Genomic DNA, 11752 nt, shown 5'->3' on the forward strand with positions numbered 1-11752 from the left:
GCCGCAACAATCTTCACATAGATGACCGTCCACCCGGATCCACTGCGAAGGCGGGGTGCAAGGACTAGCGTCGGAACGACTGGACTGCGATCTTCCACACCGTTTGGAGAGCGTCATGAACCTTTCGAAGGCATCGAAGGCCGCTGCTGCATCCGTTCTCGCCGTTGCGGCGCTCGGAACGGGAGCCGGCACCGCGTACGCGGGAACCGCCCCCGGCGACGTCTCCGCGCCCCTCGTCCAACCCGTCGTCGACAAGCAGACGGCACAGGACAATCTGATACGCGAGATCGGAATCGGGTGGGAACGCGGGGGTCCCGCCGCGATGGCGACCGGCGCCGGCGTCGGGCTCGCGATCGGCTGTGTGTCGATCTTCCCGAACTTCATCGCCGGCTGCATCCTCGGCACCGGCATCGGTGCCGGTATCGGCGCCTACAACGGCATCACCGGGGCCAACCCGAACGTCCAGCCGGCGTTCTACGAATGGCTCAACGCCACACCGTGACATCGGGCCGGGTCCCAGGCGAGCGGTTTCACGACCACTCGTAGGGGACCTCCTCGGTGACCCCGAGGTCGTCGCACAGCCGCCGGATCGCGGTGCAGTCCTGCACCAGGTTCCGTCGACCGGAGTCGTGGGCGGCGTCGGCCACGATCCGGTGCGCGCCGCGCACCTGTTCGTGGTCCAGCACCGCCGACCAGGTGGAGAAGTCGTTGGACCGGAACGCCTCGAGCCCGTCCGCGAGGCCGGCGAGCAGGAGTCGCCGGTCGTCTCCGTCCAGACGCTCGAACACGATCTTCAGGAGTTCGCCGGCGATCGACGAGTGGCAGTACTCGTCCCGACGGTGCAGCACCACCGTGGCCCGGTTCACCGGCTGCAGATCCTCGTCGTCGGTCATCAGTCCCAGGTACGAACTGATCGAGGTCTCGGCCACGGTCGTGAACGCGAGCGACACCAGTGCCGACTCGCGCGGCGTCTCGGCCGCGTCCACGGCCTGCTGATGGCGGCGGACCGTGGGCCCGTAGGGGAGCCGGCGCTCGGGCAGGTCCCACCCCCGTCGACGCCGGGTCAGCGCGCTCGCGTTCAGGTGCATGAGCGTGTGGTACTGCTCGTCGACCATGGCCTGCATCGTCGCGACGGTGAGCGTGTCGCCCAGGCCGGTACCGAACGCGTCCTGTGACAGCAGTCGGAAGCCCGGGTTGACCACGTACTGTTCGACGTCCATCACGTTCTTGTTGTAGGCGATCCACGCCCACGCCAGGATCCGACGCCGTACCGGTTCGTCGAGCCGGGTGAAGACGTCGTGGTCGCGGAACGGAATCAGCGACTCGGGATAGTCCGCCTTCTCCGCGTCGAACAGGTCGTCGAGGTCGGGCTCGGGACGCTTGACCACGGCGCGGCGCGGCCAACTGCCGGCGAGGCTGCTGATGATCGCGCTCTCCACGGGATCGGCCGGATCGAACGGCGGTAGCGACGGCAACCGCAGCAACTCCTCGTGCACCGCGGCCTCGTCTCCGAATGCGTTGTCGGTCAAGGCGTTCCTCCTCCCGATCGTCGTTCCGGTGCGAGGGGCCCCGTGAACAGGTCCGCACACAGGGCCCGGTACCGGTCGAGGTGGTCACCGAGCGGTGCGCGCGCCGCCGCCATCACGTCCCCGAATTCGCGTGGACCGCCGTGTTCGACGGCCTCGGACAGCCGCCGCAGCGCGGCGGCGAGGGCAGCGCGGGCCGCCGCGGCCTGCGGGTTGCCGGCCTGGATGTCGTGATAGACCTCCGCCTGCCCCGCGGCGACCCGCCCGAGCAGCGCCAGCAGCGTCGTGTGCGGCGGGGTCGCGGCATCGACGAGGGTGTCCGCGTCGATGCCGAGATCACCGAGCGCCAGCCCGAACGCGAGGATCGCGGCGTGGGTGAGCGCCTGCGTCGCCGCGGCGGTCCGATCGTGCTCGTCCGCGCTCATCGCGACCACCCGCGCGCCCCAACCGGTCACGGCACCGAGGAATCGTCCGACGGCGGGGGAGTCGTGGTGGATCACCGCCGCGACGGGGCGCCCGGCCATCCCGAGGCCCGGCGCGAACAGCGGGTTGATCCCCACGGCGGGCCGGGTCGACGCGCGGTCCCGCAGCACGCGATGGATCTCGGACTTCACCGACAGCGTCTCCACCAGTACCGCGCCGGGTTTCATCGCTCCGTCGACGACGGGGACCGCCGCCACCGCGACCGCCTCCGGGACCGCGAGGATCACCACATCCGCCTCGGCGAGCAGCGCCCGCACCTGCGGGTCGGGGTCGGTGACGTCACCGCACACACCGTCGACGCCCGGGACGGGCGCTGCCGCCGGGTCCACCACGGTCACCGAGTCGCCCTCGGCGCGAGCAGATTCCGCGAGCATGGCGCCCACCGCACCGGCCCCGCCGACGATCACCAGCGCGCACGTCGTCGTGTCGGGGGGCGTGGTCATCGATCACCCGCCCCGTCCCCGGTCGGGTCGTCCGGCTCGCCTTCGGCGTCGTCCGCGGAGGTCACCGACAGGCAACGCCGCATCGTGACCGCCTTGACCATCGTCTCCTCGAGTTCCTCTTCGGGGTCCGACAGCGCGACGATCGCCCCGCCCACACCGAAAGTCACCCGATCGGCGGTCGCCACCATCGTGCGGATCACGATGGAGAAGTCGGCAGTCCCGTTGATCGAGAAGTAACCGATCGCCCCCGAGTACACGCCGCGAGGCCCCTCCTCGAGCTTGTCGATGATCTCCATCGTCCTCAGCTTCGGCGCACCCGTCATCGACCCGCCCGGGAACGCCGCCCGCACGCATTCGACGGACGACACGTCGTCCCGGAGCGTGCCACGCACCGTCGACACCAGTTGATGGACGGGAGCGTACGTCTCGACGTCGAACAGCTTGGGGACGTGTACCGAACCGGGGACGCACACCCGCGACAGGTCGTTGCGCACCAGATCGACGATCATCAGGTTCTCGGCCCGGTCCTTCTCGCTGTCGAGCAGGTCCTGGCGGAGCGCGGCGTCCTGCTCCGGCGACGCGTGCCGGGGGCGGGTGCCCTTGATCGGTTTCGAGTCGACCACCCGGTCCGCGCCGATCCGCAGGAATCGCTCCGGTGAGGCACTCAGCACCGATACTCCCGAGAACTGCAGCAGCGCACTGTACGGGGTGGGACTGATCTCCCGGAGCGTCTCGTAGCTCTGCAGTGGATCGATCACCCGGTCGACGGTCGCGGCATTGGTCAGGCACACCTCGTACGACTCGCCGGAACGGATCTCGTCGAGGCACTGGCCGACCAGTGCCAGGTACTCGGCGCGGCCATGTCGCAGATGGGGTTTGGTGTCGTCCTCGAGCTTCACCAGTGGGTGCGGCGGCGGCGGCTCAACGGCCTCGTCCAACTGCCGGATGCGGGTCTCGGTGTCCGCGAACCATTTCGCGACTCCGGGATCGTCCGGCTCCTCACTCAACGCGAGCAGGTGGCAGGCGCCACCGACGTGGTCGATCACCACCGCGCGGTCCGCGAACACGAACGCAGCGTCCGCAGTCGGGGAGGTGTGGACCAGCTGGCTGCCGGCGTCAGCCTTGAGTTCGTACCCGAGGTAGCCGACGTAGCCGAGCCCGAAGGCGAACGGCAACTCCGGGTTCGGCGGCACCGCGCGGATGCGGAGCTGCTCGTCGATGTAGTCGAAGAACCGCCGATGCAACAGCTCGTCCGGCCGGCCCTGCCGCTGCACACGCACCGTGGTCTCGGCGACCCGGTAGGTGATGTACTCGGCGAGCGGTCCCGAACAGTCGCCCATCACCGAGAACTGCGACTCGGGCTCCAGCGCGGCGCTGCCGTCGAGCCAGAAGCTGTTCGGTCCGTCCGCGAACAGGCTCCCGTACACCGCGTGCGGATCGACCGCCCGGTCGATCCGGGTGCTCGACACGTGATAGCGCGGCTGCGGCCCGGCGGCCTCCGACGGCGTGTCCGCCGCGGCAGGTGTCGCCGGTCGGGTCGGCCGACGCCCGGATCGCGACGGGGTCAGATCCCGGAAGTTGCCGAGCAGTTCCCGTCCGTACCGGGTGCAGATCGACTCGGGGTGGAACTGCACCCCCCACAACGGGTGCGTCCGGTGCCCGGCGGCCATGACCAGCCCGTCCTCTGTCCACGCCTGCTCCTCCAACTCCGGAGGCATGGAATCGACGATGAGCGAGTGGTAGCGCACCGCCGGGAAGGGCGACGGAATACCTTCGAAGATGCCGGTCCCGGTATGCCGGATCGACGAGATCCTGCCGTGCATCGGTACCGGCGCCAGACCGACGCTGCCACCGAACAGGTGACACAAGCCCTGGTGCCCCAGGCACACCCCGAGCACCGGGATCTCGCGGTTCGCGATCGCCCGCGCGCTGATCCCGAAGTCCCGTTTGCGGTCCGGCCGGCCCGGGCCGGGCGAGATGACGATGTTGTCGAAGTCGACGAGCGGCACCGACGCCCAGTCGGCGTCGTTGTGCACCACGACCGGCGGTTCCCCGTTGACCTCGGACAGCAGGCTGTAGAGGTTGTAGGTGAACGAGTCGTAGTTGTCGATCAGGAGCGTGCGGGTGCCCATGACGCCATCAGCCCGTCGCGCGATTCGTGTCGTCGGCCGTCCCGATGACCAGGTCCTCGACCCGGCAGGTCTCGCCGATCATCACCTCGTACAGCCTGCGCAGAAAGTCCGGTGACAGTCCGTGGGAGCGAGCGAACTCCTCCGCCCGGTCCTGCACCAGATTCACCCGCTGGGGCTGCATCATCGGGATGCTCCGATGGCGCTTGACCTCCGCGATCCGGACACACACGTCGATCCGTGCACGGATGTCCTCGAGGAACCGACGGTCGATCTCGTCGAGTTCGGCGCGAAGCCGAACGAGCTCCGGCTCGTCGACCGGAAAGGTTCCCGTGGATTCTTCTGAGGTGTCGGCCGTGATCGGGCCGCTGGTGTCGTCCATACGCCACCTCGCCTTACGTCTACTGGACCTTCGCGGTAGTTCTGCGAGCCATCGCGTCAGCCGGATCCGCTAGCTGCGTGCGTTCCCTTCATGATTGCACGGGGGCTGGGGCGTGGCGAATCTTCGCCGATATTCCGAGGGCCCCGAACCGGGCCCGCGAACGGTTCGGTTTCGATGCGGTCACGAACCTCGTGATGTGTCCGGATTCGATTGCAGCGCACGCGATCGCAAGGTATCCGCCAACGAATCAGTGGGCGCCTCAGCGTGGTTCACCCGAACCCCCGCGACCGCACACCGACGTCGCATATGCTGGGTCGCCGTTCGGCCGAATCGCACCCGTCATCGGATTCTCGGGGCGATCTGAAAAGCGTGGTTTCGGCGGACATGAACCATTTGTGGTGCCGTGCTTTTCGAGGGGGAGCTTCGATGTCGTCAACTCCACTCCTGCCGCCGGGACGCGTCGGGCCCGCCGGTCGCGTGGCGGCGGCAGCCGCAATCGCGATCGGTGTGCTCGTCGCGCCCGTCACGGCAGCTGCGCCGGTCACCGCCGCACCCGCCCCGGTGGCGGCCGATCCCGACCCCTTCTACGGCCAACCGACCGACGTCGGCGACCACGCGCCCGGAGACGTGCTGGCGGCACGCCGCATGCCGGCTCTCCCGCAGTTCCCGGGCACCACGGTCTGGCAGGTCCAGTTCCGGTCGACGGGCTCGGAGGGTCGCCCGATCGCCGCGGTGACCACGATCCTCGTCCCCGACGTGCGTGCACCGTCCGGTCCGCTGCTGTCCTACCAGCACATCATCAACGCGCTCGGCACCCACTGCGCCCCGTCCCGGACGCTCTACACCGCCGACCCCGACCTCACGATCCGGGAGGCGCCGGCGCTCAACATCGCCCTCGCCCGCGGATGGACGGTCGCCCTGCCCGATCACCTCGGCCCGTCCAGTGCCTACGGCGCGGCCAGGCTCGGCGGTCAGATCACCCTCGACGGCATCCGGGCCGCGCAACGCGTCCCGGAACTGGGGCTGGCGACGAGCCCGATCGGCATGGCCGGGTACTCCGGCGGCGGAATGGCCACGGCGTTCGCGGCGGCGCTCGCTCCGTCGTACGCCCCGGAACTGGACATCGTCGGTGCCGCGGCGGGCGGGGTGCCGATGAATCTCGGCAAGATGGCACGAGGACTCGGGACGGCGCCGCACCCCGCGTTCGGTCTCGCGCTCGCCGCGGCCCTCGGCCTCGAACGCGAGTACCCGGACCGCCTGCCGGTGAGCGAGCAGTTGAACGCGCAGGGACTCGCCATGCGGGACGCGGTCGCGGACGCCTGCACCAACGGCATCCTGCTCACCGGTGCCGGGCACAGCGCGTCGGAGATCGCCACCACCACCGATCTGCTGTCCAGCCCGACGGCCCAGGATGTCCTGTCCGACAACAGCATCGAGGACTATCCGGGAGTGCCGACCGCGCCGCTGTTCGAGTGGCACAGTCCGACGGACGCCCTCATCCCGGTCGACTCGATCGACGCCACGCTGCAGCGGTACTGCCGGGCCGGGGCGCGGGTCGAGTCGGAACTGTTCCCGAGCCCGGACCACCTCACCACCGCGGTCCTCGGCGCGCCGCGGGCGCTGGACTACCTCGACGCCCGCTTCCGCGGCGAACCGGCGCCGAGCACCTGCTGACACGCGACGGCGCCGCCACGACAGGTCGTGGCGGCGCCGAGACGATCAGTGTGGAGAGGGAGCCGACTACGCTCCGCGGCGCTTGGCCTTGAGCAGGTCCAGCCGCTCCTTCAGCAGGTCCTCGAGCTCCTCGACGGAACGACGCTCGAGCAGCATGTCCCAGTGCGTACGCGGGGGCTTGACCTTCTTGACTTCGGGCGCAGCGCCCTCGACCAGAGTGCCCTCGAGACCGTTCTTGCACAGCCACGTGCCGGGGATCTCGGCCTCGTCGGCGAAGGGGACGTCGAACTCCTCGCCGTTGTCGCACCGGTAGCGTGCGATGCGGCGGGGCGCCAGGTCGTGGTCACGATCGGTCTCGTAGCTCACCGCTCCGAGTCGACTACCTCGAAGTACGCGATCTGCCATGGTGTGTCCTCTCTTCGTTCGTCACCGCGCCAGTTCGCCGGGGGGCGCACCGAGCGTTCACAACCATCTACAACGTCCCGGACTCCCGGATCGTTCCCGAGACTCCCGTGGATGCGGCCGCACCATCTTACCGGGCAGCCGTCCCGCGACCCGCAGTAAGGTGTGCGTTCATGGCCGCAGCGTCCCGGAGACCCGAATCGTGTGTGTGGTGCGGTCGGGAGGTCGCCCCGGCCGGCATCGGACGGCGCCGCCGCTACTGCCGCCAGTCCTGCCGCCAGCGCGCGTACGAGCAGCGCAACGCGGTCAAGGGCACGTCGATTCCCGCCGACGCCGTGGTGCTCAGCGTGGAGGAGGCCTCCGCACTGTCCGATCGGCTGTTCGAGCTGCGCTGCGCCGCCGAGGACGTCGCCACCGCCGTCGCGGAGGGCGCCGAGGGGCGTGAGCTGTCCGCTGTCACCGAGCGCCTGGTCGCGATGGCCCGCGACGCCGAACGGTTCCGCTGAACCCGACCGTCCCGGCACGCGCGCCCGGAAACGCGTCCGCGCTTACCGAACCGCACTACCGTGGGAGATGTCAGCCCGGAACCGACCGGAGGGAAGAATCATGACGACCCCCGAGCATCACCCGCACGATCCGGCCGATCATCCCCACGTCCACGGCAAGGACTGTGGACACGAGACGGTCCAGCACGGCGACCATGTCGACTACCTGCACGACGGGCACCGCCATGCCGAGCACGAGGGCCACTACGACGAGCACGGCGAAGCCGACTGAGTCCGCAGCGTCGTTGACCGCACAACCGGACCAGCCGTTCGCCGGGCTGCACGAGACCCACTCCGGAGTGGTGATCCTCCTCGGCGACCGCGTCTACAAGATCAAGAAGCCGATCCGTACGGAGTTCCTCGACTTCCGCAGCCGTGAGGCGCGCCTCGCGGCGTGCCGGAACGAAGTCGAGCTCAACCGCCGCCTGGCGCCCGACGTGTATCTCGGGGCGGGGGAGCTCGGCGACCCGGAGGGCGGCGACGGGGAACCGACGGTCGTGATGCGGCGGATGCCGGAATCAGCGCGGCTGTCGACCCTGGCCCGCGCGTCGTCGACCCAATGCCCGTCCGCGGTCGATGCGATCGCCCGGATCGTCGCCGACTTCCACCGCCGCGCGGCCCGCGGACCCCGGATCGACCGGGAGGGGACCGCCGACGCGGTACGTCGGCGCTGGCACGACAACATCCGCGAGACCCGAGAGCTGCCCCGCGCCGTGGTCGCCGAGGACCGCCTGGCCGCGATCGAGCGGACCGTCGACCGCTACCTCGACGGACGCGGCCCGCTCTTCGCGCAGCGGATCACCGACGGCTGCATCGTCGACGGTCACGCCGACCTGCTCAGCGACGACATCTTCTGCCTCGAGGACGGCCCCCGCATCCTCGACTGCCTCGAGTTCGACGCCCGACTCCGCTACCTCGACCGGATCGACGACATCGCCTGCCTGGCTATGGATCTCGAGTTCCAGGGCAGGCCCGACCTCGCCCAGCGACTGGTGCTCCGCTACCGCGACGCCCTCACCGAGACCACTCCCGACTCGCTCGTGCACCACTACATCGCCTACCGCGCGTTCATGCGCGCCAAGGTCGACTGCGTCCGGCATCTGCAGGGCCGTGCGGCGTCCGCGGACGACGCGGCGCGCCACACCGCCCTCGCCGAACAGCACCTCGATCGCGCGCGCTGCCGCCTGGTCCTCGTCGGCGGTTTGCCGGCCACGGGCAAGTCCACCGTCGCGGCGCGACTGGCCGAGACCGTCGGCGCGGAACTGATCTCGAGCGACCACGTCCGACGCCGCTTGTTCGCCGCCGACCGCACCGCGACGCCCGATCCCGGCTACCGCAGCGGCCGGTACTCGCCCGACTCCACCGGCCGCGTCTACGACTCGATGCTCGACCGGGCCCGAGAGTTGCTCGCCGGGGGCCGCTCCGTGGTCCTCGACGCGTCCTGGACCCATCGGGAACACCGACTGCGCGCCGCCGAGACGGCCGTGGCGGTGTGCGTCGACCTGGTGCAACTCCAGTGCACAGCGCCCGCCGAGCTGACCGAGCACCGACTGCGGGAGCGGGCCGCTTCCCGCCGGGACCACGACTCCGAGGCGACGCCCGCGGTGGCGGTCGCGATGGCCCACGACGCCGACTCCTGGCCCGCCGCCACACGGGTCGACACCTCCGGACCGCTCGATGCGTCGCTCTCCGTCGCCGCGGCGGAATGGGACCGCGCCCCGGGCTAGATTCCGGCGTCCCGCCACACGTCGTCGACCCGGCGCCGACCCGTCCGCGGCACCTCGTACTCGTCGGCCGACGGCGTCCCCAACCGCACCACGACCTGCGGGAACCTACCGCGAGCTCCGGACGCCGTCGCAGCCTCGCGCACCATCTCCCGGCTGGTCGCTATCTCCGTGACGTGGGTGAGCGGGCACGTCGCCAGTCCCCGGGCCGTCGCCTCGAGCAGCAACTCCGACAGCGCCTCGCCGCATCGCAGCCAGTCCAGCCGGGTGTCGGTGTCGGTGCTCAGGACCGCCAGCGCAGCGCGATCCGCCGCACCGGGGGGCTCCAAGGCTCCCCGCGGGAACTCCCGGCCGACCGGCACCGTGCCACCGTCCGGCAACACACTCGCGGGGACTCCCGTCTCGTCACAGGAATGCCCTGTCCACCAGAACAACTCGGCCCGGTACGCGGCGTCGTGGCGGCGCACGTCGGCACCGCTTCGGGTGGCTTCGGCCAGCCGAGACGGACCGTCCGCCCCGAGGAACGTGATCGCGACGTCGTGGCGACCGAGCACATCAGCGAGGCCCGCGAGTGCATCCGGAGTGGGCGGACCGAACGCCCGGCGGTCCGTCCACCGGCCCGGGATCGCTCGCCGTAGCGACCGGGTGCGCACCGAATCGGTGCCCGAGACGAACCCGACGGATGCCAGCAACATCGGATTCCCCGGATCGGGCAGCCGATCGATCACCACGCCGAGCCCGTGCTCGGCGACCGCGACCTCGAGATGATGCAGAGCCGTGCCGCAACTGATCACCATCTGCCGAGCCAACGGATCGACGACCGGCAGCGCCCGCATCCGGTCGGCATGCAGTTCCAGGCTCCCGCAACTGAACACCCACGACCACGGCTGGCTGTTGTGCACCGACGGAGCCCGACAGGCGACGGAAACCGCCGCCCGGATCGGCTCGGGAGCCGTTCGGGTGCCCATGCATCGAGTGTGGTCCCACCGGCGTGTCGCGGCAAGATCTGCGCGGCGCAACAGTCCGTCAAGGAATCGGCCGGTACTGGCCCTGCTCCAGCACGAAACCGCGACCGGACCGGTCGGCACACACGATGCCCGCGGACCGACTCGCGCAATCGATCATGCCGAGCGTGACGGTCTCCCCGGGTCGGAGGACCCGACCTCCGCTCGCGGTCGGCGAACCGTCACAGCGCACCTCCGGTCCCCACCCCGTCCACGTGGTCACCTCCATCGAGGACCCGGCCGGGCAGGGTTCGGCGAATCCGCCGGAGTCGAGACCGGCCGCGGTCGTGGTGCATGTCGCCCGCGGGGCGGAGGAGCCGTCGCCCGGATCGACCATCTCGCAACTCACTTCGCCCGAAGTGGACGAGAAGCGCTCGGTGCTCGCCTCGGTGGTGCCCGCCGTCACCAACGCCAGCACGACACCCGCCAGCCACAACATCCCGAAGGCGAGTCCGAACCACTTCAGGATTCGCAGCGCGAGCCGTGTCGGTGGCCTTCGTCGGCGACGTTGCGGCGATTTCCAGGTGGCTGGAGCAGCGGGTGGGGGCAAGGCGGGCCCTGCGGCACGCGCAGCCAGCGCCGACGCCACCATGGACGAGGGCATGGACCTCGGTCGCATCTGCTCCACGCCCGGAAGCGACATCAGGTCGGGCACGCGCAGAAGGTCGTCGGGGAATCCCTCGCGCACGAGTTCGTCCACGGTCGGGACGTCGGGCAGGCCGAGCGCCTCGAACGCCGACACCATGGCCGACGCGCTCCACCGAGCCGTCCGGCGCGGACCCCCGACACCGTCGAGAAACTGTCGCAGACGTGCGTCGCTACCCACGACGACGTGGATGCCACTTCGCAACTCCACACGGTCGCCCACGTCACCGACGGGATTGCGCGGTCCGACGCGCGCCAGCGCGATCTCGGCAGGCGACGACGGCATCACCACGACCGCACCGTGGACGAACAAGCGATCGGGACCCGCGGCGCCGATCCCGTTCTTCACGGCGTAGCAGTTCGTCTCCAGCTGATCGAGGGGGTTGGTGCTCGATCGGCTGGTGTAGAGATCGGCGGGACGCCCGCCCACCGTCCATGGGGCATTGACCGGCACGCGCAGTGTCCCCGACTGGGGAGAGCGGAACCCCTTGATCTCGAGAACCACACACCCGTACGGCGTCCACACGATCGCGTCCACCTGCCGATATCCGGTCCGCGTCGGAACCCGACAGTTGACCACCGCGAGACCGGGCAGCGCGGCTGTCTCCTGCCACGACCGTATCCAGCCGACGACTCCATCCAGGTCACCGACTGCTGCCGTGACTTCGCGGGATCGTAGCCAGATCGTCGGCCGCAGCGTCACGGAATCGGGAAAGGAACTATCGGTCGATTTCGGCACCGATGGGCATGACCCGCCACGCGATGCCGGAAACCGCTGTGGGGACCCCGTCCCGG

General features: G+C 70.1%; 12 protein-coding genes. 5 read left to right on the plus strand and 7 right to left on the minus strand.

Features of this window, described 5'->3' with window-relative positions:
- Window positions 1-115: 115 nt before the first annotated feature.
- Window positions 116-502: a hypothetical protein gene (locus PSS76_RS18750; protein ID WP_013416065.1), complete on the plus strand. Its 387-nt coding sequence runs from the start codon at window positions 116-118 to the stop codon at window positions 500-502.
- A gap of 28 nt (window positions 503-530) precedes the next feature.
- Here the strand turns inward: PSS76_RS18750 and PSS76_RS18755 are convergent, their stop codons facing one another.
- The 4 genes from PSS76_RS18755 to PSS76_RS18770 are packed head-to-tail and all read right to left on the minus strand — an operon-like array spanning window position 531 to window position 4963.
- Window positions 531-1529 (minus strand): AurF N-oxygenase family protein, encoded by a 999-nt coding sequence (locus tag PSS76_RS18755; RefSeq protein ID WP_022595997.1) that lies wholly within the window; start codon window positions 1527-1529, stop codon window positions 531-533.
- Window positions 1526-2452, minus strand: coding sequence for an NAD-binding protein (locus PSS76_RS18760; RefSeq protein ID WP_084848134.1), 927 nt, complete (start codon window positions 2450-2452; stop codon window positions 1526-1528). Before PSS76_RS18760 ends, PSS76_RS18755 begins: the two co-directional genes overlap by 4 nt.
- Window positions 2449-4584, minus strand: a complete 2136-nt coding sequence (gene pabB, locus PSS76_RS18765; RefSeq protein WP_084961869.1) for an aminodeoxychorismate synthase component I — start codon at window positions 4582-4584, stop codon at window positions 2449-2451. Before pabB ends, PSS76_RS18760 begins: the two co-directional genes overlap by 4 nt.
- Before the next feature lie 7 nt (window positions 4585-4591).
- Window positions 4592-4963 (minus strand): chorismate mutase family protein, encoded by a 372-nt coding sequence (locus PSS76_RS18770; protein ID WP_013416069.1) that lies wholly within the window; start codon window positions 4961-4963, stop codon window positions 4592-4594.
- Window positions 4964-5389: 426 nt separating this feature from the next.
- On the opposite strand from PSS76_RS18770, the gene PSS76_RS18775 reads away from it, so the two are divergent.
- Window positions 5390-6637 (plus strand): lipase family protein, encoded by a 1248-nt coding sequence (locus tag PSS76_RS18775; RefSeq protein WP_337456520.1) that lies wholly within the window; start codon window positions 5390-5392, stop codon window positions 6635-6637.
- Window positions 6638-6703: 66 nt separating this feature from the next.
- Here the strand turns inward: PSS76_RS18775 and PSS76_RS18780 are convergent, their stop codons facing one another.
- The gene (locus tag PSS76_RS18780) at window positions 6704-7042 is read right to left on the minus strand and encodes an RNA polymerase-binding protein RbpA (protein WP_005513150.1); all 339 of its coding nucleotides are present in this window, start codon (window positions 7040-7042) and stop codon (window positions 6704-6706) included.
- 170 nt (window positions 7043-7212) lie between these two features.
- Here PSS76_RS18780 and PSS76_RS18785 point away from each other — a divergent pair, with 170 nt between their 5' ends.
- The 3 genes from PSS76_RS18785 to PSS76_RS18795 all read left to right on the plus strand — a co-directional run bounded on the left by PSS76_RS18785 (window position 7213) and on the right by PSS76_RS18795 (window position 9311).
- The gene (locus PSS76_RS18785) at window positions 7213-7545 is read left to right on the plus strand and encodes a hypothetical protein (protein ID WP_084968643.1); all 333 of its coding nucleotides are present in this window, start codon (window positions 7213-7215) and stop codon (window positions 7543-7545) included.
- Window positions 7546-7645: 100 nt separating this feature from the next.
- Window positions 7646-7816: a hypothetical protein gene (locus tag PSS76_RS18790; protein ID WP_005513144.1), complete on the plus strand. Its 171-nt coding sequence runs from the start codon at window positions 7646-7648 to the stop codon at window positions 7814-7816.
- 13 nt (window positions 7817-7829) lie between these two features.
- Complete coding sequence (locus tag PSS76_RS18795) at window positions 7830-9311, plus strand: bifunctional aminoglycoside phosphotransferase/ATP-binding protein (RefSeq protein ID WP_337456521.1); 1482 nt, start codon at window positions 7830-7832, stop codon at window positions 9309-9311.
- On the opposite strand, the gene PSS76_RS18800 is transcribed toward PSS76_RS18795, so the two are convergent.
- Window positions 9308-10276: an Acg family FMN-binding oxidoreductase gene (locus tag PSS76_RS18800; protein WP_337456522.1), complete on the minus strand. Its 969-nt coding sequence runs from the start codon at window positions 10274-10276 to the stop codon at window positions 9308-9310. The genes PSS76_RS18795 and PSS76_RS18800 overlap by 4 nt on opposite strands.
- 58 nt (window positions 10277-10334) lie before the next feature.
- Entirely contained in the window at window positions 10335-11660 is a 1326-nt protein-coding gene (locus tag PSS76_RS18805) for a nuclease-related domain-containing protein (RefSeq protein WP_337456523.1), read from the minus strand.
- Window positions 11661-11752 lie beyond the last annotated feature (92 nt).

Origin of the sequence: Prescottella sp. D32 (assembly GCF_037287305.1) — a bacterium.
Classification (GTDB): domain Bacteria; phylum Actinomycetota; class Actinomycetes; order Mycobacteriales; family Mycobacteriaceae; genus Prescottella; species Prescottella equi.